General features: G+C 38.1%; 21 protein-coding genes and 1 riboswitch. Of the genes, 15 read left to right on the top strand and 6 right to left on the bottom strand.

All coding sequences use genetic code 11. From position 1 onward, the window contains the following. Positions 1-9: 9 nt before the first annotated feature. Together A3I9_RS0112080 and A3I9_RS0112075 are read right to left on the bottom strand one after the other, a co-directional pair. A complete protein-coding gene (locus tag A3I9_RS0112080; RefSeq protein ID WP_169333665.1) occupies positions 10-366 on the bottom strand; it encodes a helix-turn-helix transcriptional regulator in 357 nt (118 codons plus the stop codon). 182 nt (positions 367-548) lie between these two features. After that, positions 549-872, bottom strand: a complete 324-nt coding sequence (locus A3I9_RS0112075) for a hypothetical protein (RefSeq protein WP_018379286.1) — start codon at positions 870-872, stop codon at positions 549-551. 344 nt (positions 873-1216) lie between these two features. Between A3I9_RS0112075 and A3I9_RS0112070 the strand changes: the two genes are divergently transcribed. Next, the gene (locus A3I9_RS0112070) at positions 1217-2260 is read left to right on the top strand and encodes a D-alanine--D-alanine ligase (protein ID WP_018379285.1); all 1044 of its coding nucleotides are present in this window, start codon (positions 1217-1219) and stop codon (positions 2258-2260) included. 48 nt (positions 2261-2308) lie between these two features. Here the strand turns inward: A3I9_RS0112070 and A3I9_RS0112065 are convergent, their stop codons facing one another. Continuing rightward, entirely contained in the window at positions 2309-2872 is a 564-nt protein-coding gene (locus tag A3I9_RS0112065) for a folate family ECF transporter S component (protein ID WP_018379284.1), read from the bottom strand. Between the two features lie 51 nt (positions 2873-2923). Then, a riboswitch (THF riboswitch) is annotated at positions 2924-3014 on the bottom strand. Positions 3015-3211: 197 nt separating this feature from the next. Between A3I9_RS0112065 and A3I9_RS0112060 the strand changes: the two genes are divergently transcribed. From A3I9_RS0112060 to A3I9_RS0112025, 8 genes are all read left to right on the top strand, one after another. After that, positions 3212-4576: a UDP-N-acetylmuramoyl-tripeptide--D-alanyl-D-alanine ligase gene (locus tag A3I9_RS0112060; RefSeq protein WP_018379283.1), complete on the top strand. Its 1365-nt coding sequence runs from the start codon at positions 3212-3214 to the stop codon at positions 4574-4576. A 20-nt stretch (positions 4577-4596) separates the two neighbouring features. Next, positions 4597-5307, top strand: a complete 711-nt coding sequence (locus A3I9_RS0112055) for a YwaF family protein (RefSeq protein WP_018379282.1) — start codon at positions 4597-4599, stop codon at positions 5305-5307. Between the two features lie 173 nt (positions 5308-5480). Further along, positions 5481-7025, top strand: coding sequence for a peptide chain release factor 3 (locus A3I9_RS0112050; RefSeq protein ID WP_018379281.1), 1545 nt, complete (start codon positions 5481-5483; stop codon positions 7023-7025). A 131-nt stretch (positions 7026-7156) separates the two neighbouring features. Next, on the top strand, positions 7157-7537 hold the full coding sequence (locus tag A3I9_RS0112045) for a PH domain-containing protein (protein ID WP_018379280.1): 381 nt from the start codon (positions 7157-7159) through the stop codon (positions 7535-7537). Between the two features lie 175 nt (positions 7538-7712). Next, entirely contained in the window at positions 7713-9293 is a 1581-nt protein-coding gene (cshA, locus tag A3I9_RS0112040) for a degradosome RNA helicase CshA (protein WP_018379279.1), read from the top strand. Between the two features lie 131 nt (positions 9294-9424). After that, complete coding sequence (locus A3I9_RS0112035) at positions 9425-9841, top strand: GNAT family N-acetyltransferase (RefSeq protein ID WP_018379278.1); 417 nt, start codon at positions 9425-9427, stop codon at positions 9839-9841. A gap of 151 nt (positions 9842-9992) precedes the next feature. Then, entirely contained in the window at positions 9993-10355 is a 363-nt protein-coding gene (locus tag A3I9_RS0112030; protein ID WP_018379277.1) for a CidA/LrgA family protein, read from the top strand. 9 nt (positions 10356-10364) lie between these two features. Continuing rightward, positions 10365-11060 carry an LrgB family protein gene (locus A3I9_RS0112025; RefSeq protein WP_018379276.1) on the top strand — a complete coding sequence of 232 codons (696 nt, stop codon included), beginning with the start codon at positions 10365-10367 and terminating at the stop codon, positions 11058-11060. A 104-nt stretch (positions 11061-11164) separates the two neighbouring features. On the opposite strand, the gene A3I9_RS0112020 is transcribed toward A3I9_RS0112025, so the two are convergent. Then, positions 11165-12694, bottom strand: coding sequence for a helix-turn-helix domain-containing protein (locus A3I9_RS0112020; protein WP_018379275.1), 1530 nt, complete (start codon positions 12692-12694; stop codon positions 11165-11167). Positions 12695-12938: 244 nt separating this feature from the next. Between A3I9_RS0112020 and A3I9_RS0112015 the strand changes: the two genes are divergently transcribed. Beyond that, complete coding sequence (locus A3I9_RS0112015; protein WP_018379274.1) at positions 12939-17879, top strand: SpaA isopeptide-forming pilin-related protein; 4941 nt, start codon at positions 12939-12941, stop codon at positions 17877-17879. A gap of 235 nt (positions 17880-18114) precedes the next feature. Here the strand turns inward: A3I9_RS0112015 and A3I9_RS0112010 are convergent, their stop codons facing one another. Both A3I9_RS0112010 and A3I9_RS0112005 read right to left on the bottom strand, forming a co-directional pair. Then, positions 18115-18378, bottom strand: coding sequence for a GIY-YIG nuclease family protein (locus A3I9_RS0112010; protein WP_018379273.1), 264 nt, complete (start codon positions 18376-18378; stop codon positions 18115-18117). Further along, positions 18368-19114: a tRNA1(Val) (adenine(37)-N6)-methyltransferase gene (locus tag A3I9_RS0112005; protein WP_018379272.1), complete on the bottom strand. Its 747-nt coding sequence runs from the start codon at positions 19112-19114 to the stop codon at positions 18368-18370. Before A3I9_RS0112005 ends, A3I9_RS0112010 begins: the two co-directional genes overlap by 11 nt. A 99-nt stretch (positions 19115-19213) precedes the next feature. On the opposite strand from A3I9_RS0112005, the gene A3I9_RS0112000 reads away from it, so the two are divergent. The 5 genes from A3I9_RS0112000 (at position 19214) to lacC (ending at position 22988) form a co-directional block, all read left to right on the top strand. Beyond that, positions 19214-19963: a lysophospholipid acyltransferase family protein gene (locus tag A3I9_RS0112000; RefSeq protein ID WP_018379271.1), complete on the top strand. Its 750-nt coding sequence runs from the start codon at positions 19214-19216 to the stop codon at positions 19961-19963. Between the two features lie 169 nt (positions 19964-20132). After that, complete coding sequence (locus A3I9_RS0111995) at positions 20133-20888, top strand: DeoR/GlpR family DNA-binding transcription regulator (protein WP_018379270.1); 756 nt, start codon at positions 20133-20135, stop codon at positions 20886-20888. A gap of 193 nt (positions 20889-21081) precedes the next feature. After that, positions 21082-21507: a galactose-6-phosphate isomerase subunit LacA gene (gene lacA / locus A3I9_RS0111990; RefSeq protein WP_018379269.1), complete on the top strand. Its 426-nt coding sequence runs from the start codon at positions 21082-21084 to the stop codon at positions 21505-21507. A gap of 20 nt (positions 21508-21527) precedes the next feature. After that, the gene (gene lacB, locus A3I9_RS0111985; protein ID WP_018379268.1) at positions 21528-22043 is read left to right on the top strand and encodes a galactose-6-phosphate isomerase subunit LacB; all 516 of its coding nucleotides are present in this window, start codon (positions 21528-21530) and stop codon (positions 22041-22043) included. A gap of 12 nt (positions 22044-22055) precedes the next feature. Further along, complete coding sequence (gene lacC, locus A3I9_RS0111980; RefSeq protein WP_018379267.1) at positions 22056-22988, top strand: tagatose-6-phosphate kinase; 933 nt, start codon at positions 22056-22058, stop codon at positions 22986-22988.

The raw sequence follows: 22988 nt of genomic DNA, 5'->3' as shown, positions 1-22988 counted from the left end.
TTTTAACAGTTAGTCTATTTTCTGATATAGCTGACGAAATTGCTTTGCCGTCAAACCAAAATGTTGAACAAGCTGGCGGTTCATTGTTCTTAGACCAGAAAAACCATGTCGTTGTGCAATCTCTGTTTGAGTTAAAGACAGATTAAGTAAATCCTTTCTAGCTTTTTGGCAGCGTATAAATGCTACGTATTCTCCAAGAGTCATTCCAAGATTTTCTTTTAGCATTTGTGCAGTATACCCTCTTGAGAGGTGTAATAATTGAGCAATATCTTCAAGTGAAATATCACTATTATAATAAACATCTACAAAATCAACAACTGCATGGATACGGGTCACCATTTCATCGTTTAAAGCTACTTTTGCCAAAGGAACGCTCTTTGTAAAAAAATATTTCAGAAGATAATTTAAAATCTCTAAAATGATTACATGGACCTGGATACGATAAAAATCTATTTTCTTTTCATAAAGATAATAGATCGTCTCCATTCGTGGAAAGAGTTCTGTGCGATAAATATCCCATTGCTCTTTTGTGAAGTTTTCTTGATAATTTAATATGAAACTTCCTTTCTCAATATCAGGATACAGACTTTTAACAAAATAAAAAGGATATTGTATCGAGACTGCCGTCGTTCTCCAACAGATGTCAAGCTCTGGTTGAAATGTGGAGACATACTATTTGCCATCCAAATTCGTCCTGTCTCTGCTTCAAATATCTTACCAGATACTCCAATCTTACTCAAAGGCCACTCAAGCATAGCATTTACTTCTATTGATCTATGCCAATGAGGAGGAGTATTTGCAGGCATTTGATTATTATGAATGATAATTTTTACAGGTAGAAAATCATCTGTAACAATTGTTTCATGTTTCATTTGTACCTCTTTCAAAATTTGGATTCTGTGAGAAAGGGAGCACAGCTATTTAATACTGAATAATTTTAGGACTGGTTGCCTTGTACTGAATTTATTATAAGTATAACATACTTTTACATTCTACCAATTTTTTGATATTTAAATTGAATATCTTTGTTGTAAACTAGTAACTTTAGATTGCGATTTTTTCTGTATTTAACTTTCATTTCTTTGTAATGGCCTCGAGCTTTTTGGAGAATTAATAGGAATAATAAAACAGCGTGTTTTTCTTTGTCTGTCTTTGAATCTTCCTTCCTTTTATGGTATGATAGACGAAGAATAAATGAGACAAGAAAAGAGACGTTATGAAACAGACCTTGATTTTATTATACGGTGGACGTTCAGCAGAGCGGGAAGTGTCCGTTTTGTCAGCTGAGAGTGTCATGCGAGCAGTCAATTATGATAAATTTTTGGTAAAAACCTATTTTATCACGCAGGCAGGAGACTTTATTAAGACACAAGAATTTACCAGTCAACCAGCTGCTGCTGAAAAACTCATGACCAATCAAACGGTTGTTGTAAGTCAAAAAATACAACCGAGTGCTATCTACGAAGAAAATGCAGTGGTTTTCCCTGTGTTACATGGTCCGATGGGAGAAGATGGCTCCATCCAAGGCTTCCTAGAAGTATTGAAAATGCCCTATGTTGGGACAAATATTCTCTCTTCTAGCGTAGCTATGGACAAGATTACCACCAAGCGTGTTCTTGAATCAGCTGGTGTTCCTCAAGTAGCCTATACGGTGTATATTGAGGGAGAAGATTTGGAAGCGAAAATTACAGAAACAGCTACAAAACTGACCTATCCAGTCTTTGTCAAACCTGCCAATATGGGGTCTTCAGTGGGGATTTCTAAGGCAGAAAATGATGAAGAATTGCACACATCAATTGCACTTGCCTTGAAGTATGATAGCCGAATTCTGATTGAGCAAGGGGTTGTTGCACGGGAGATTGAAGTGGGAATCCTTGGAAATCAAGATGTGAAAACCACTCTACCGGGTGAAGTTGTAAAAGATGTGGCCTTTTATGATTACGATGCCAAATACATTGACAACAAGATTACGATGGATATTCCAGCCAAGATTGATGAAGCCATCATGGAGCAAATGCGAACCTATGCCAATCAAGCCTTTCGTGCACTAGGCGGATGTGGTTTGTCACGCTGTGATTTCTTCCTAACCGAAGATGGACAGATTTATTTGAATGAGCTCAATACGATGCCTGGTTTTACTCAGTGGTCGATGTACCCTCTTCTTTGGGAAAATATGGGACTTTCATACAGTGACTTAATTGAAACATTGGTTGATTTGGCGCAAGAAATGTTTGACAAACGTGAGAGTCATCTGATATAAAAAGAAAAAACACCAGAGGTGGGATGTGCCCATCTGGTGTTTATTATTTTATTTAGAAATACCGACTAACTTACGGAGTTCGGGAATCCGTTGTAGTTGTGGAATAATCAGCATTGTTAAGATCACACGAATTGGAATTTCAAAGATTTTTAGCCAACGACCAGCGATAAACTGAGCGATAATTGGTGTTCCATAATAGATTTGAATCAAAAGAGGAGTAAAGATGAAGGTTCCAATGAGCATAATGACGATGGTAGCAAGGCTGACGTGAACCCAGTCTTCTTTATTGTGCCAATCCAATTTTTTATCATGGAAAAAATAACCATAGAAAAATCCTTGGACAGCTTCCATCAAAGTCCACCAAATAATAAAGATTCCTGAGCCTCCTAATAAATTATCAACAATGTCGTAGAGACCAAGTGTGATAAAGGACCAAATAGGACCCGCTGCCATCCCAATCATGGTGTTCACAATAAATGTTAAGCTCACCACCAATTGCTGAGGGATAATGGAAATCGAAAACTTTCCGACGATAAAGCTAAGAGCAATTAGCATGGCTAATGTAACCAAGCGCTGCACACTTAACTTAGGGAATGAAAAAATAGTTTTCATGAAAAAAGCTCCTTAAAAGAATTTGGAGCTGTTTACTCAAGACTTCTTGAGAACAGCGGATGCAATGATTCACCGCACCAAAGGTTTCGTTGTATGACAACATCCCATTCATACACACTTAACGCGAATCATTTACTCTGTGCCGGGAAATTCCTGCCTTTTCATTATACCATAAGTTCTATTACAAAAATAGTCCAAATAGATCGAATTATGCTATAATAGTATGGATACTGCTCTGGTATCTTAAGATGACAATGAGAATAGGGAAATCATGAATGAGAAACCATGCGATGCTGACTCAGAAAAAGACCCCATTCCATGATGATAAGGAAAGAAAAAATGAAAGTTACACTACATGAAGTCGCCAAAGTTGTTGGTGCTAAGAATATCATTTCGGATTTTGAAGATGTTCCCCTGCGACAGGCTGAATTTGACAGCCGAAAAATAGAAGCAGGAGACTTGTTTGTACCACTCAAAGGAGTGCGCGATGGACATGAATTTATAGATACAGCTTTTGAAAATGGGGCAGTCGCTACCTTATCTGAGCACGAAGTGGAAGGTCATCCTTATTTGTTAGTGGATGATTGCCTCAGTGCCATGCAAAAGTTGGCTCAATATTACTTAGAAAAACTGAATGTAGATGTGATTGCCGTGACAGGTTCTAATGGTAAGACAACCACTAAGGACATGATTGCAGCAGTACTTGGAACAACATATAAAACATACAAAACACAAGGGAATTATAATAATGAAATTGGACTGCCTTATACAGTCCTTCATATGCCAGACGATACTGAAAAACTGGTTCTTGAAATGGGACAAGATCATATGGGAGACATTCATCTGCTTTCACAAATTGCCAAACCAAGAATTTCAGTTGTGACCTTAATTGGTGAAGCACATCTGGAATTTTTTGGAAGCCGTCAAAAGATTGCACAAGGGAAAATGCAGATTGCAGATGGAATGGATTCCGATGGGATTTTGATTGTGCCAGATGATCCAATTATCGAAGAATTTTTGCCTGATAATCTAATGGTGATTCGGTTTGGCGGGGATGAGGAGATCCAGGTCTTTGATTTAGAAGAGAAAAAAGATTCGTTGACCTTCCGTACCACTGTATTGAATCGTCCGATTACCCTACCAGTCCCTGGCAAATACAATGCCATGAATGCTGTAGTTGCAGCCTGTGTAGGGAAATTGCTAGCGATTGAAGAAGCTGATATTTTAGAAGCTTTGGCGATAATAGAATTGACTCGTAATCGGACAGAGTGGAAAAAAGCAGGAAATGGAGCAGACATTCTTAGTGATGTCTATAATGCCAATCCAACAGCTATGCGCTTGATTTTAGAGACTTTTTCAGCCATTCCAGCCAACAAAAATGGAAAGAAAATTGCTGTATTGGCCGATATGAAAGAGTTGGGGGCAGATTCTATTCAACTTCATAATCAGATTCTATCTAGCTTGTCATCTGAGGAAATTGATACTCTAGTCTTTTATGGAGATGATATTGCAGAATTAGCTCAATTAGCCATCCAAGTCTATCCACAAGGACAGGTACGATATTTCAAAAAAACAACAACTGAGGATCACTTTGAAGAGATGACTCACTTTGTTCGTGAGATCCTGCAACCAGAGGATCAGATTTTGCTCAAGGGATCAAATTCGATGAATCTCGCGAGACTAGTTGAGCAATTAGAGGATTAGATTGCTATTAAGGAGAGTAAATGTCAGTATTCTTTTCATTTTTTACCAATCAAGAAAGTAGTCCTCCTGATGTGACTCCTGCACTCATTTTTTCCTGTTTTGCCGTGCTATTGCTGCTAACGTATACCAGTTTACGTTTTTATCGTCATAAAGTATATCGCTCTTTCTTCAAGGGTGTGCAATTGTTGCAAATGAGTTTGCTCTATAGTTGGTACCTATTAATGGCATTCTCGTTGACAGATAGTTTGCCGTTTTACCATTGTCGAATGGCTATGTTTGCCATTGTGTTTCTTCCGGATCGTCATCCCTGGAAGCGATACTTTGCTCTGATTGGTTTTGTCGGTTCTATTTTGAGTTTTGTTTCACCTGTTTTTGACAATTATCCTGTTGGACATGTGACGATTTTTAGTTACATTATTGGTCATTTTGCACTATTTGTTAACTGTCTTGTGTATCTGTTACAAGATGATGAGGAACAATTGACTCTCGAGGGGATTGTTCTCGGGACCTTGTCGTTAAATACCTTTTTGTCTATCGTCAATGTAGTGACGGGAGGGAATTATGGCTTTCTCCGTGTTACGCCATTAATTGGGGGAGTATCCGCTCCTGTAAGATTTGTGGCTGTTTCTGCAGTATTGATCTTGTTAGTTTCTCTCTTAAATCATTTTTTTGCCATCAAAGGCAAGCAAGTTCGAGAGTCTGTAATGAAGAAAATTGCTGATATGCGATAAAAAAAGGTATCTGCTTTCTTATCATTGAAAAATCCTTTCTTTTCGGCTATAATGGAAGAGTTGTGAAAGCAGCTCTTTTTGCTGTTTTATCGAAATAGGAGTATAGATAGATGTAAGAACGATAATAGATAGATTCGAAAAATGAACTTGTAGGAAAAGAGAAAGAGGAGACTATGACATTACAAGACGAAATTAAAAAACGCCGTACCTTTGCCATCATCTCTCACCCGGATGCGGGGAAGACGACCATTACTGAGCAGTTGCTCTACTTTGGTGGAGAGATTCGTGAGGCAGGGACGGTAAAAGGAAAGAAAACAGGAAACTTTGCCAAGTCTGACTGGATGGATATTGAGAAACAACGTGGTATCTCTGTTACTTCATCTGTCATGCAGTTTGACTATGCTGGTAAGCGTGTCAATATCTTGGACACACCAGGACACGAGGACTTCTCAGAAGATACTTACCGAACCTTGATGGCGGTGGATGCTGCTGTCATGGTGGTTGACTCAGCTAAGGGTATCGAGGCACAGACTAAAAAACTCTTTGAGGTTGTGAAACACCGCAATATTCCTGTCTTTACCTTTATTAACAAACTGGACCGTGATGGACGTGAGCCATTAGATTTGCTGGAAGAATTGGAAGAAGTGCTTGGCATTGCTTCTTATCCAATGAACTGGCCGATTGGTATGGGGAAATCATTTGAAGGTCTTTATGACTTGCACAACAGTCGCTTGGAACTTTATCGTGGGGACGAACGCTTTGCAACGATTGAAGAAGGGGATGATCTGTTTGGAAGCAATCCATTCTATGCGCAAGTACTGGAAGATATTGAACTGCTACAAGAAGCTGGAAATGAATTCTCACAAGAAGCCATTTTTAATGGAGAATTGACTCCTGTCTTCTTTGGGTCAGCCCTTACCAATTTTGGAGTGCAGACTTTTCTTGATACCTTCTTGGAATTTGCGCCAGAACCTCACGGTCATAAAACGACAGAGGGAGAAGTGATTGACCCGCTCAATAAAGATTTCTCAGGCTTTGTTTTCAAAATCCAAGCCAATATGGACCCTCGTCACCGTGACCGTATTGCCTTTGTGCGCGTGGTATCAGGTGAATTTGAGCGTGGTATGGCAGTTAATCTTCCTCGTACAGGAAAAGGGGCGAAGCTCTCTAACGTGACCCAGTTCATGGCAGAGTCTCGTGAAAATGTTGAAAATGCTGTCGCTGGAGACATTATTGGTGTCTATGATACAGGAACGTATCAAGTGGGTGATACCTTAACAGTTGGTAAGAATAAATTTGAATTCGAACCCCTACCAACCTTTACACCAGAAATCTTCATGAAAGTTGCAGCCAAAAATGTCATGAAACAAAAATCCTTCCACAAAGGAATTGAACAATTGGTACAAGAAGGAGCAATTCAGCTCTACAAAAACTATCAAACAGGAGAGTACATGCTTGGTGCGGTGGGTCAACTCCAATTTGAAGTCTTCAAACACCGCATGGAAGGGGAGTACAATGCCGAAGTCGTGATGACCCCAATGGGTAAAAAGACGGTACGTTGGATTAAGCCAGAAGACCTTGATGAGCGCATGAGTTCAAGTCGGAATATCTTGGCGAAAGACCGTTTCGATCAACCTGTATTCCTATTTGAAAATGACTTTGCCCTTCGTTGGTTTGCGGACAAATATCCAGATGTGGCATTGGAAGAGAAGATGTAATCAAATAATTGAAAAAAAGAATTTTGAGCATTTCAAAATTCTTTTTTTGTTTGACTTGTGGCACAAAACCATAGTTGAATTCTTACATGTTCCTTTCTTTTTGGTAAAATAAAGAAAAAAGGAGTTCAACGATGGGAATTTTTTCAGGGTTATTGGGCAATGCCTCACAAAAAGATACCGATAAGGTGGAGGAGCAATTACGGGATATTTTAATTCCTGGCGAACAGGTGGAATTAGCCTTTTCTTTGGTTCGTGATTTAATCGTATTTACCGAAAAACGGCTGATTTTGGTAGATAAGCAAGGGATGACGGGTAAGAAAAGTGCCTACAAGTCTCTGCCTTACCGCTCCATTTCTCGTTTTACAGTCGAGACATCCGGACATTTTGACTTGGATGCAGAATTGAAAATTTGGATTTCCTCTGCAGTTGAACCAGCTGAAATTCTGCAATTCAAGAGTGACCGCAACGTAGTCGAAATTCAGCAAGCCTTGGCAGCAGCTGTTCTGAAATAGTTGATTTGAGAGAGGAAACTCTCTCTTTTTTATGAAAACGTGTTTATCATGAAAACAGTTGCTGTGCCTATCTTTTTCAGAGGCTTTGTGTTACACTAGATAAGTTGTTACTCAATGACAAAAAATGAAAGCGTGATAAGACAGCTTCGCACTGTCTTCTAGAAAAGGAAACAAATTGAAATTTACTGAATTAAATCTATCTGCTGAACTGTTAACAGAAGTTGTAAATGCTGGCTTTACAGAGCCATCTCCCATTCAAGAGCAAACCATCCCATTGGCACTTGCTGGAAAAGATGTGATTGGACAAGCACAGACTGGAACAGGAAAAACAGCAGCATTTGGATTGCCAACTTTGGAAAAAATTAACACTGAAAACCAAGCTGTTCAGGCCTTGGTGATTGCACCAACACGTGAATTAGCGGTTCAAAGTCAGGAAGAGCTCTTCCGTTTTGGTCGTGCTAAGGGCGTCAAAGTTCGTTCTGTATACGGTGGTTCTTCCATCGAAAAACAAATCAAAGCCCTTCGTTCAGGTGCCCATATCGTTGTTGGGACGCCAGGTCGTCTGTTGGATTTGATTAAACGTAAGGCGTTGAAATTAAACGCTGTTGAAACACTCATCTTGGATGAAGCAGATGAAATGCTTAACATGGGCTTCTTAGAAGACATTGAAGCCATTATCCAGAGTGTACCGGTGGAACGTCAAACCTTGCTCTTTTCTGCAACTATGCCGGATGCGATTAAGCGCATTGGGGTCAAGTTCATGAAAGAGCCTGAGCATGTGAAGATTGCGGCGAAAGAATTGACGACAGACCTTGTAGAACAATTCTATCTCCGTGTAAAGGAAAATGAAAAATTTGATACCATGACCCGTCTCATGGATGTGGATCAACCGGAATTGTCAATTGTATTTGGTCGTACGAAACGTCGTGTGGATGAATTGACGCGTGGTCTTAAAATCCGTGGCTTCCGTGCAGAAGGTATTCATGGTGACCTTGATCAGAACAAACGTCTCCGTGTCCTCCGTGATTTCAAGAGTGGTAATCTCGATGTTCTTGTGGCAACAGATGTAGCGGCACGTGGTCTGGATATTTCAGGTGTCACTCATGTTTACAACTACGATATTCCACAGGATGCTGAAAGCTATGTTCACCGTATTGGTCGTACAGGACGTGCTGGCAAGACAGGTCAGTCGATTACCTTTGTCTCTCCAAACGAAATGGGCTACCTACAAATTATCGAAAATCTCACTAAGAAACGTATGAAAGGCCTTCGTCCAGCAACAGCAGAAGAAGCCTTCCAAGCCAAGAAAAAAGTGGCTTTGAAGAAGATCGAACGTGATTTTGCCAATGAGTCTATCCGAGCGAACTTTGCGAAATTTGGGAAAGATGCGCGTGAATTAGCAGCGGAATTTTCTCCAGAAGAGTTAGCCATGTACATCTTAACACTGACTGTTCAAGATCCAGAAATGCAAGAAAAAGTAGAGATTGCGCAAGAAAAACCATTGCCGTTCAAGTACTTTGGAAATAAATCTGGCGGACGTGGTGGCAACCGTGAACGTCGAGGCAATCGAGACCGTCATGACCGTGGGGGTCGTCGTGGTGGAGACCGTAAGCGTGGAGATCGTGACTTCAATCGCCGTGACAGAGATAGTCGCTTCAAAAACGATAACCGCCGTCAGGACAATAAAAAACCTCACAAGAACACCTCAAGTGAGAAAAAAACAGGCTTTGTGATTCGTAACAAGGGCGAAAGATAAGAAAAAAACAGGTACAAAGTGCCTGTTTTTAGTTTGTATATAAACCTAAATTAAAAAGCTAGAAAAGATAAGAAAGGAAAGTATCAAGAACAAGACTTTCTGTGGTATGATAGCGGGAAAAAGGAGTTCCTATGATTCGGTATCAAGAAGAAAAGAAATTAGAAGTCGCAAAAGTTCTTCCACTCTATCATGCGGTTGGCTGGACGAATTATACAGAAAATCCAGATATGTTGGATCAAGCATTGCAACAGAGTCTCTATGTGTTAGTAGCTTATGATGGGCAGGATGTAGTTGGATTATTACGCGCAGTTGGAGATGGTGTATCCATTTTATTCATTCAAGATATTCTTGTACTTCCTTCCTACCAACGGCAGGGGATTGGACGTCAGTTAATGGATGATGTGTTGGAAAAATATAAAAATGTTTATCAGCTTCATCTTTTGACAGATCAATCAGAGAAGATAGCTGCTTTTTATCGTGCTCTTGGATTTCAACCGGTCGAAGAGATTAGGTGTACTGCTTTTACATATGTAAAAAGGAATGATTGACAAACAAATCTGATCAACATTTGAATAACAGTTTAGAAATGGACCATCATTGTTAGATGGTTTTTTATATTTCAAATGAAAACGTTTCATCATCTTGCAATATTTAGGGAACGTAGTAAGATAATAGTAAAGCATGGAAAGGAGATTTCAGATGAAGCTATATGTCCAATTTATGATTATTTTGTTATTCTCAATTGTTGGTGAGGTGATCTCAGTCCTCTTTCATTTACCAGTTCCTGGCAGTATTATCGGACTGATTTTGTTGTTTATTGCACTTCAATTAAAGATCATTCGCTTGCGGCATATTCATACAGTTGGTACCTTTTTGTTAGACAATATGACCATTCTATTTCTACCAGCAAGTGTCGGTGTGATGCAGTATGTGGATGTAATTGTTCCTAATTTATTTCCACTTGTATTAATTGTTTTAGGGGCATTGATCATCAATCTAATGACGATGGGACTGGTTGTTTCCTGGATAAAACATCAATTTGAAGGAAATTACGAAGGATAGGAGGAGAAAATGGAAACAATTGTTAGCAATCCAATGTTTGGCTTATTCGTGTCCATTTTGGCCTATTTGATTGGTTTATTGGTATTTAGACGCTTTCCGCATCCAGTGACGACTCCGCTCTTAGTAGCGACTGTTGTCCTGATTATGTTTCTTAAGGTTTCGGGCATTTCCTATCAAGATTATTACAAGGGTGGGGCTTATTTAAATAGTCTGATTGTTCCTTCAACGGTGGCTTTGGCAATCCCTCTGTATCGGAATTTTCATCTGATGAAACACCATTATCGTAGTATCTTATTTGGTACCTTGGTTGCCACAGTGATCAACACAAGCTATACAGCCTTGATTGCGAAATGGTTTGGTCTAGATTACTTTTTTGCGATCTCCTTATTTCCAAAATCAGTGACAACAGCTATGGCAGTTGGTATCAGTGAAAAGATGGGAGGATTGATAACCATCACATTAGTAGTAGTTGTTGTAACTGGTGTACTAACGAGTGTGATAGGTCCTTCATTTTTAAAATGGTTAAACATTGACGATCCTGTCGTTATTGGATTGGCCTTAGGTGGAACAGGTCATGCTGTTGGGACAGGAGCAGCCTTGAAATATGGACAAGTAGCTGGAGCTATGGCGGGTCTAGCTATTGGAGTGACTGGTATGGTATATGTTTTTATTAGTCCTATTATTGCGCAGCTGATTTTACAGTAGGAATCTGATGGTGAAAAGGCAATGGAAGAGAGGAAGATGGTATCTCTTCTCTTTTTCTATAAAAAAATCTCTGCTATTTCTGCTTTGTAATAACAAAGCAGAAATTAGTGATATTGCGCTTCGAATTTTGTCTGAATATTTCTTAAATATTCAGCATATTTTTCATATTGCAGTTTTTTAATAGCATCACTGATTAAGTCTTTATGGAATTTCTTGAGATTGATAGAAAGGTTTATGACAATATGTTGGGGATTATGCAAGTAGGAATCGAGATAACTGTGGTATTGTTGGTCACAAAGCAAAATTGCTCCTTCCTTATCTATACTTTCAGGAATGATGTCAGTATGTGTGTTTAGGATATGGATTTGGCATAACTTATCTGAAAAGTTTCTCTGAAGAATAGATTGGATGGAAAGGAGGTCAGCTATATTGTTTTGGCAAATATAGACAGGAATTGGTTTCAAGTTTGACTTTATGATTTCTTGCAATTGCAAGGTCAGAAGAGAAAGGGAGTTTGGATTTAAATGACTACCGATATGATTTTCAGTCATCCAATCCAAGAGGAGCGTCTGAATAATTTTTCGCAGTACAGGATTTTCGAGATCATCTTGAGGAGTGAAGAAGTAGTAGTTTGGTATTAGTCCTTGTAAATCAAATAGAAAGTTTTTGGCTGTAAAAACAACGGCTGAACGAAACATACGGGAATACACAATGTCTTTACCAAATAAATTCTGATACCTTTTAATTAATCCCTTTGCCCGACTAGTGGAGCTGATTAAATCATACAGAGAATCTCGTGAATAATCTCTCCACTTATCTTTGCAAAAAGCACTATGTGATATGCAGTAAGATAGCATAAAATAATCCAAGTCATCTTTTGAAAATTGTGTATTGTATGCTGGCTCGATGATTTGTGTTGTTAAGTCACATAATTGTTGATAAATAAATATCTGTTTTAATGAATTAAATAAAGCTGTTTTGGGGATGTTGACATTTTCGTTTTTTCGTTTCAATCCTATAGCAATCAATGTAGCAAAAAATAAATAATCATCAGGTGTTTTTTCCAAAGACGCTCGAGTTAAACAATCATTAGAAGCGACAATCAATTCCAAAACAATATCAAGGCTCCCATCATGGAAATCGTAGAGTTGGTATCCGTAACGATAGTCTAACAATGCAATTAAGCACCGGATGCGGTATTCAGGACCAACAATTCTATTTTTACGTAAGGACAATCCGACAATCTTCAAAAATGATTCGCACTTTGCTTTTAGACGATAGGCAGTTGCGCGAGAGATGTAATGTTTCAGGGCGAATGCAGAAAAACTTTCTTTCTTTGGGCTTGCAAAATAAGATACTAACTTTAAAAATGAAGATTGCTGATAGATTTTATGGTAGTACTGTAGCTTGTTAATAGCGATTATATCTTCAATATAGACATAATCGGTCCGTAAGTTGATAGTGAGTTCGGAACCAAATAGGTCCTGAAGCGACAAAAGAATCTGTATGGCAGTTTTATCAGATAGTTTGGTAATATTCAACAATTCTTTGATGGATAGTTCTTTAAATTCTAGCAAGGCATTCAGCACGGTCACCTGGTTCTGAATTTTATCTTCCAAGTAACTATTCAACATCTCTCTTATCCTCCATATATGTCATTGTGCATTAGCCATTTTTCCATAATTTATCCATATTGTCAATTATTATTTTTTATAATTTAGATTTTCAAGAAAAATGTCAGAATATTTAGAAAAAATCTCTGGAACGACTTTAAAATAATAAAAAAATGATACAAGAATCACTTGTCGAAAAATTTTATTATCGCTACAATAAAAGAAGTAAAATATAATAGGTACATTGTACCGGATTGGAGAAAATATGTCGAAACGTAAAATATCGATATTTGTTAAGTTTTCTAGTATTTTTGCTGTTTTTCTAACAGTATTAGGACTAGGAGTATCAAGTACGTTAAGGGCAGATGAAAAAGATCATTATGGCGTTGTTGGTGGATATGAAGCATATTCGATTAAGAAAGATTTGTATGAAAGAGGACAGAAACTTCTTACTGGAAATGAGATGATATATATACGAGGAAATCAGTCGGCTAAAGTAATAGAGAATTCTATTATTGCTTACTGTTTTAATGCAGAATTATCTGTACCAGATATTGATGTAACAGGGGATGGTAAACCTTTTTCTGATGAAAATGTTGGTGAAAATGGCTTTTTCCCAACCTATACAAAAGTAGCATCAAATGAAAAATTGTTTACTAAACTAGCTAAGAAGCCTAAGTCTGATGCGAAATTGATGGAAGCTGTTCTTAAAGTTGTGTATAATGGTTACCGTGAAGGAAATGATACACGTATTCAAGAAATTCGTGATGCCTTTAAAAATTCTGGAAGAGCTGAATTAAATTCTATCAGTGATGAAGAATTGTATGCTGCAACGCAAAAAGCAGTTTGGTATTATACGGATAGCACCGCAAAACAAACAATAAACCCGAAAGATTTAGCAATAGATGAGATTGGAAAAGCAGCAACCATGGATGAAAAAGCATGGTATGTCTATCGTTTTTTGCTCGGTGATAAGAATGTTCCAGATAGTCCTTTAAACAAATTAACTTTAAAAGACTATCCAAAAGAATCGATTCTTGATTTGTATCAACCAAATCGCGTAAGTTCCATTGGAACTAACTATCAAAATCTTTTGTCGGCTAAGTTTGTAAAACCGACAACAGGTAACTATAAGAGCTTTGAACTAACAATCAAAAAAATCGCAACAGATACCAATAAAGAGTTAGCAGGAGCGGAAGTTAATGTTAGCACAAAATCTGGTACAGCTCTTTATAGTTGGAAAACTGGTGAAAGTAACCAAAACAATAATGTAAAATTTTATCTTCCTGAAGGTGAGTATATTTTCGAAGAAAAATCTGCACCAAGTGGCTATTTAAAAGCTAAACCAATTAATTTTAAGGTTACTCTAACTGGTGAAGTCATAGTGGATGGAGAACCCAAGGCAGACAAAACGATTGTGATGGAAGATAAGCCCACGAAACATTTTACGATTAAAGTAACGAAATTATGGCAAGACAAAGTTGGACAAGAAGTTCCAGCAGATACAAAAGATTTTCTATTGGCAACAATAAAGCTAAAGGCGAACGGGGAATCGGCAAAAGATGTATCTGGAAACGAAGTTGAACCAATCACATTGACTAGGGTAAATCAGTGGTCTGGTGAGTTTAATAACTTGCCAGTTACCGATGAGCAAGGTCAAAAAATTGAATATACGTTTGAGGAAGAGAGTGATCCGAATTATTCACTCGTAGAGAATCCAACGATAACAGTGGATGGAGCTACGGCTAACCAAGATGTTAAAGAAGTTACTTTAACAAACAAAGAAAAAGGTAAAGAAAAATCAACCATTTCAGCAACGAAAAAATGGGTAGGACTTAAGCCAGCCGGTGAAGCCTCAACGGTTACATTGATTTTATTGAAAGATGGTCAAGCAGATCCAGAAGTTAAAAAAATCAAAGAGGGTGAAAGTGCAACTTGGACAATTGATAAAGCTGATCTAGATAAGTATTCTGTAGTTGAAGTTAACGAGAAAAATCAACCATCTCAAGACAATATTATCGTTCTTTTTGGAAAAAAATACGATGTTGACGTTAAGGAAAACAAAACAGCGGACGGTAAATCATACATTTTCACAAATACATACCATGTTCCTAAAATGACATTGAAGGTCGAAAAAAATTGGAATGAACGACCAGAAAATGCTCCTGCTGTTTACTTTAAACTTGTACGCAAAGTAAAAGGTGTAGATAAGTATGAAGATGTTGATCAGAAAGAATTACTAAAAGGCGAAAAAACAGTAATTTTCTCTGGTTTAGATGTGACTGATTTATCTGGTGTTGCTTATGAATACAAAACGATAGAAGTCAATAAAGATGGATCAGTGTGGGAACATAGTGCTGATGGATATAAGTCTGAAAAAACTAAGAAATTAGATGTTTCAAAACCATATGGTGTTGGGAATGACACTGAAGTATGGACAAATACATATACTAAACCAACCGCTAAAGTTGAAAAAACAGTCCGTTTCAGTAAAGTTGCTGTTAATAGTACGGAAGAACTTGAAGATGCTCATTTGAAAGTAGTTGAGGGGACAAGCGATAAAGGTAAAGTTGCTATTGATTCTAAAACAAAAGAAGCATTAACTTGGATTTCTGGACAGAATCAAAAAGAATTTACTCTGGAAGCTGGAACCTATACAATGGTAGAGACGCAAGCGCCAGCTGGATTCTTGATTGCAGATCATATTACATTTACAATTGATGCAAATGGTCGTATTACTCGTGCAGATCAAGTCGCTCTTGAAAATGACACGATTGTCATGAAAGATGACTACAAGCGTCACTCAATCGAAATCAGTAAACAAAATCTTGGTAGTCAAGAATTAGAAAATGCGGAAATTGAACTCTTCAAGTCAACTGCTGATGGAAAGAGAGGTACACGTGTTGATAAGTGGATTTCTAAAAAAGAGGTTCATCAACTAACACTTGAAGAAGGGGACTATATCTTTGTAGAAAATACAGCGCCAGCTGGTTATGAAAAAGTTTCAGACATTCATTTTAGTGTCAAAGATGGTAAAGTGACTGTAACTAAAGTTGGTAATTCAACTGAAAAGGATGAAATTTCTAAAACAGCTAAAGTTGATAATCAAAAAGATAATAAGCTAATTGTCATTGACCAAGCTAAAAAACACAGTATCGATATTTCAAAAGTTGGTCTTGGAGGTCAAGAATTAGTTGGTGCCGTGATTGAAATCCGCGATGAAAAAGGAAAAACTATCACAGATGCACGTACCAATGAACTTCTTCGCTACACTTCAACTGATCAAGCAAAAACAGTAAGCTTGACTGCAGGAACCTACGTCTTCCATGAAGAAACAGCTCCAGAAGGGTACAAAGTTGTAACAGATATTACCTTCACAGTAGATGACAATGGCAATATTGAAGTGACTAAGAATACAACAACAGGTAATGCCGAAGTGAAAGATGGCAAGCTTGTTGTGACAGATGAAGTTACTAGTCACCCAGTTGTGTTTAGTAAGGTTGCTTCACTTGGTGGTGAAGAATTGCCAAATGCACAAATCATCATCTACGAAGAAGAAGGACGTAAAGAAGTTACTCGCTTTACTTCAACAACAAAAGCGCATGAATTTAATTTGCCAATGGGAACCTACATCTTCCATGAAGAAGTAGCACCAGAAGGCTATCATGTCGTGACAGATATTACCTTCACAGTTGATGCCAAAGGTAAAGTAACTGTTACAAATGTCAATGGGAATACAGTAGAGGTTACTGACAATAAATTGCAAGTAGTAGATACTGCGAAAGTAGTTGAACCAAAAGCATCTGATGTTCATTTCAGTAAGCAAAATCTTGGTGGTGAAGAGATTGTAGGAGCTCAGATTGAGATTCATAATGCTCTTGGTGAAGTGATTAATAAGTGGACATCAACTGGCACTGTTCAAACTATTTCTCTCCTTCCAGGAGTATACACTTTCCATGAAATTGCTGCGCCAACAGGATATGTGAAAGTGACAGCTATTACTTTTGCTGTTGGTCAAGATGGTCAAGTGTATATTTTGAATGGTGATGGTAATAAAGTGTCATCTGATAATAATACAATGACAGTTATTGATGAAGCTGTTGCACAGCCACAAGAAGCACCGAAAGGTTCTTTAATGATTCAAAAAGTAGATGTAACAACAAATGTTGTTTTAGAAGGTGCGGTCTTCTCTGTGACAGGAATGATTACAGAAACAACTTCTACAATTGATTCGAGCGAAATTGATTTAGAATTGACTCGTTTAAACGAAGAAATTACTTCACTTCAAGATCAATTAACTACGTTGCAAAAAGCTGAAGAGGTTGATGAAACACTGGTAAATGAATGTCAAATTGAGTTAGGTCTTTTGAATAATAAGGTTGCTGATTTACTTGTTCAAAAAGGCAATCTGAAACCAGAAGTCACTTCAACAGTGGTCGCTAAAGACTTTGGAACTGTTACAACAGCGAAAAATGGTCAGGCTATGCTGTCAGAATTACCAGATGGTGAATATACCATTACAGAAATTCAGGCTCCAGTAGGTTATGATTTAGATGCAACTCCTCGTAAAGTTGTCATTAAAGATGGTCAAACAGACGTTGCTAATAATATTGTAGTTGTGACCAATACGAAAACAGTTGTTCCAGAAGTGAAATTTGATATTTCAATTAGTAAAGTTGATCTAGGTGGTGCTGAGTTAGCAGGAGCACAGATTCAACTGAAACAAGGTGATACAATCGTTCACGAATGGATTTCGACTCATACAACTCACGTTGTAAGCTTGTTAGCAGGTCGTTATACTTTCCATGAAGTTACGGCTCCAACAGGTTACAAAGTTGTAACAGATATTGAATTTACAGTTGATGAAAAAGGTCAAGTTGCCATTATTTCGGCCAAAGGTGACGAGGCGAAAATTGTAAACAACACGTTGGTAGTAACAGACCATAAAGTGCCAACAGATGGACCTAAGAATACTCCAAAAGATGATCCTAAGGATGGTCCAAAGGATGAACCGCAAGATGAACCAAACGACAGAGATAAAGTTACTTCTCAAGTGACAATTCCAGGTCAATCAACTTCTACATCGAAAAAAATTCTTCCAAAAACAAATTCAACCGAATCAATGGAGTACCTTGTCGCGGGGGCTATACTATTGATGATAACACTAGGTCTTTTCTACAAAGGGAAGAAAAAGCATCATGTTTAATTTATACATGTAGAAAATATGATTTTCAGGAGCAATAGCAGTAGCTGTTGCTCTTTTTTATGAGTAACAAAAGTACGAGGAGATCAAGCCTACATTTTACAGTTTCTATACAAAATTATCATATACCGAATGCAACTGATAAAATGGACAATATAGTGCAATCTTTTGGAGAATCTAATTAAGATAATGAGAGAGAGGTTCTAAGGAAATACAATAGTAAAAAACCACCACACAATTAATCTCTCGTGTGATAGTTAATATAATCCAGTTTCTGCTGGCGTGTCTTGCGTTTTTTAAAGAGGGCTTCGGCTCGCATGGCTTCCTGCTTATTGGGAAATTCTTCTTGATAGAGAAGGGTGACAGGTAAGCGAGCACGGGTGTATTTGGCCCCTTTTCCAGCATTATGAGTCGTTAGACGACGTTTGACATCGGTTGTATAGCCAGTGTAAAGCGTGCCGTCCGCACATTCCAAGACGTACATATAGGCCTTATTTTCCATAATAAATCTCGTGTATTTCCTTAGTATAATCGCCATTTTCTTCGTGGACAACTAGTGGTGGAAGGATTTTTAAACCATCGGTTGAACCGTCTTTGATGGCTTCAACAAGCAGCATATTGGCTTCCTTGCTGGCCTTGGGATAGACAAATTGGATACGTTTTGGGGCAAGTTTGTATTGTCTTAGTGTATCTAAAATATCTAAAAAGCGGTCAGGGCGATGAACCACAGCAAGGCGGCCATTAGATTTGAGAACCTGCTGGGCTACGCGACAAATACTATCCAAATTCGTCGCGATTTCATGACGAGCTAATAGGTAATGTTCACTCTCATTGAGATTGGACTCTTCATCGACTTTAAAATAAGGCGGATTGCAAAGGATGAGGTCAACCTTGGAGTGTCCAATATGCTCAGGTAGATGTGACAAGTCATCATTGATGACGGATACTTGATGTTCCAATTGATTGAGCTGGATGGAGCGACGATTCATGTCTGCTAGACGTTCCTGTAACTCTACTTGGATGATGTCAGTCTTTGTCATGGTCGAAGCAAAGAGTCCAACAGCTCCATTTCCACTACATAGATCCACAATCAATCCCTTTTGAGGCAATCTAGGAAAGCGAGATAGGAGCACACTGTCAATGGAATAGCTGAATACCTCACGATTTTGAATAATCTGGACATCGCTTGAAAAGAGCTGGTCAATCCGTTCGCCAGCTTGTAATATTGTTTGAGTCATAGGATTATTATAGCATATTCAACTGTGACAATGGATAGAAAATTGGCAGGAGAAGTTAGAAATATGATATAATAAGGTATTCTGACAGAGGAGAGAAGCATGTTTTATACCTATTTACGAAATCTATTAGTCGTTGTCCTATGGGCAGTAAATGGCAATATCCACTACCATGATCGTGAAAAGATGTTACCGAGTGATGAGAATTATATTCTGATTTCCCCACATCGGACCTTCTGGGATCCCGTTTTTCTTGGTTATGCGGCAGCACCCAAGCAATTTATCTTTATGGCGAAGAAAGAACTCTTTAAGGACAGAGGTTTTGGCTGGTGGATTCGCAAGTGCGGAGCTTTTCCGATTGATCGTGAGAACCCAGGGACGGCAGCCATAAAATATCCAGTGAAAGTGTTGAAAAAGAGCAATCGTTCTTTGGTAATGTTCCCATCGGGAAGTCGTCATTCGACTGAAGTTAAGGGAGGAGTAGCCGTCATTGCCAAGACTGCAAAAGTCAAAATAATGCCAGCTTCTTATATTGGACCAATGAAGTTGAAAGGTCTCCTTGCAGGCCAACGAATAGATGTTGCTTTTGGAAATCCAATTGATATTTCAGACATCAAGCGTTTGGATGATGCGGGAATGGCCGAAGTGACAAGACGGATAGAAACAGAGTTTAACCGTCTAGATGAGCTCAACAAATCCTTCCAAACTGGGAAACAGTTTGCAAATCCGTTAACATTGATTTATCGCTTGCCCGTTCTTTTATTGGTTGCGATTGTCTTGGGATTGACCTACCTTTTTAGCTTTCTAGCAAGCTTTGTGTGGAATCCTGAAGCTGACATTAATGAATTGTAAAAAGTCAACCTTTGTTGGCTTTTTTTATCGACTTCACAGATAGTTCTATTCAAAGATTTATAGTGGGTATGTCCTAGAAAAATGTTTATTTTATGTTTGTTAAATAAACAAATATTGTTGCCTCTTTATATAAAATGAGATATAATATTTGCGAAAAGGGGGTATATCCATGAATAAATTTCAACGACTCGAGGAAATTACAAAATTAGTCAATAAAAAAGGGACAGTAAGAATTTCTGAAATTATGGAGTCCTTTGGCGTTACTGATATGACAGTGAGAAGAGATTTGCTTGAATTGGAAAAGCAAGGATTACTTAAAAAAATTCATGGAGGTGCTCGTAGTAATTCAGCTTTCCAATATAGAGAAATTCCCCATGAAGAAAAACATACTCATCATATGCAGGAGAAACAGCAGATTGCAAAGTTGGCTGCAAGCTTAATTGAAGAAGGCGATACTCTCTTTTTAGGACCTGGAACGACGGTTGAAAGTTTTGCAGAAGAAATTACAAATCTTAGTCTAAGCGTTGTAACAAATTGTTTACCTGTTTTTAACATACTTCTTAATAAAAAATCTGAAACATTTAAAGTATTTTTGTTAGGAGGAGAGATGCGTCGTGTGACGGAGTCTTTTGTTGGCGAGATAACAAATACGAGCCTTGAAAAAATGCATTTTAGTAAAATGTTTTTTAGTGCAAATGGTATTCGAGGAAATGATGTAATGACATCAACTGTAGAAGAAGCATATACGCAACGTTTAGGACTGAGTCGCTCAGTTGAAAAATATTTGTTACTAGATAGTTCCAAAATTGGAAAAGAAGATTTTTCGGTTTTTTCGAACTTATCTGATTTAACGGCAGTTGTAACGGATAAAAATGATGAAGAAAAAATTGCACACTTAGCAAAGTGGATTGAAGTGATTAATTGAGTTTTAAGAATGATTGGAGACAGTGTTTGAACTGTCTCTTTTTTTATATAAATAAACAATAATAAAACAAAATTAGATAAAAAGTGTTGACATTGTGTTTTATAATGTTTATAATATGGTTGTTCCAAATAAAAAACAACATTTTTTAAACAGAACTCTACGTAGATAATCATTTCTAAAAAGGAGAAATCAAATGGCAGTTATTATTGGTGCAGATGCACAGGGACTAGAACTAAAAGATGTCATGAAAAACTATCTTTTAGAACTCGGAAAAGAAGTAGTGGATGTCAGCAATCCAGAAAAGGATTTTGTAGACAATACCTTGGCGGTTGCAGCGGCTGTCAACCAGTCAGAAGATAATCTGGGGATTATGGTGGATGCCTACGGAGTAGGACCATTTATGGTAGCAACAAAAATCAAAGGTATGGTGGCCGCAGAAGTGTCAGATGAACGGTCAGCCTATATGACACGCGGTCATAACAATGCCCGTCTGATTACGGTGGGATTAGAAATTGTGGGTCCGGGGGTTGCCAAAAATATCGCCAAGGGATTTGTTGAGGGGGCTTACGATGGTGGTCGTCACCAAATTCGTGTCGATATGCTCAACAAAATGTGCTAAGTGGAAGTGAGGAAATCAGAATGAAAATTGCAATTGGTTGTGACCATATCGTTACCTATGACAAAATCGCAGTCGTTGATTATTTAAAAACAAAAGGCTATGAAGTGATTGATTGTGGGACCTACGACAATGTTCGTACCCATTATCCTATCTTTGGTAAAAAAGTGGGAGAAGCAGTAGCCAGTGGTCAAGCAGATCTTGGTATCTGTATTTGTGGTACGGGTGTAGGAATTAACAATGCCGTTAATAAAGTACCAGGTATTCGTTCAGCACTCGTTCGTGACATGACTTCTGCCATCTATGCCAAGGAAGAACTCAATGCCAATGTTATTGGTTTTGGTGGAAAAATTACAGGTGGTCTATTGATGACTGATATTATTGAAGCTTTTATCGATGCAGAATATAAACCAACTGAAGAAAACAAAAAACTGATTGAGAAGATTATGCAGGTTGAAACTCATAACGATCATCAAGCTGATGCTGATTTCTTTACAGAATTCCTTGAAAAATGGGATCGTGGAGAATACCACGACTAAGGAGTGTGTGCGATGATTCTAACGATTACCATGAATCCGTCTGTAGATATTGCCTATCAATTAGAGACCTTCCAACTTGATACTGTGAATCGAGTAAGGGAAACACATAAGACACCGGGCGGTAAGGGGCTCAATGTGACACGTGTCTTGGCACAATTAGATGACAGTGTAGTGGCTAGTGGTTTATTGGGTGGTAAAATCGGTGAGTTTATCCAAGTGGAATTGGACAAGGTTGCTATCCAACATGATTTTTATCCGATTGCAGGAAATACGAGAAACTGTATCGCTATCTTGCATGAAGGACAACAGACAGAAATATTAGAGCAAGGACCAACAATCTCTGAGGCAGAAGGAGAGGGTTTCTTGAAGCATTTTGAAACACTCGTGCAGGAAGTCTCTATTGTCTCCATTTCTGGCAGCCTCCCCAAAGGACTAGCAACAGATTTCTATCTTAGGATGATTGCCATCTGTCAAAAGTATCAAAAACCTGTGGTTTTAGACTGTTCGGGAGAGGCTTTATTGTCAGTATTAAAAGGCGATTATAAACCAACGGTTATCAAGCCGAATACGGAAGAATTATCACAATTATTACAAAAGGAAGTGACAGAGGATGTGGCGACTTTAAAGGAAGCTCTCTCTAGAGACATCTTTTCACATGTTGATTGGATTATCGTCTCCTTGGGTGCTAAAGGTGCATTTGCCAAGCACGGAGACACCTATTATCGTGTGACGATTCCAAAGATTGAAGTGGTAAATCCAGTCGGTTCAGGAGATTCAACTGTAGCTGGGATTACATCAGCCTTGTTCCATGGAGAATCAGATACTGAACTACTCAAGAAAGCCAATTGCTTGGGTATGCTAAACGCTCAAGAAAAGCAGACAGGACATGTCAATCTAGCTAATTACGAAAACTTATTCAACCAAATTAAAGTAGAAGAGGTATAA

The organism is Streptococcus ovis DSM 16829 (assembly GCF_000380125.1).
Lineage (GTDB): Bacteria > Bacillota > Bacilli > Lactobacillales > Streptococcaceae > Streptococcus > Streptococcus ovis.
This window is presented reverse-complemented; position numbering and strand designations above follow the sequence as displayed.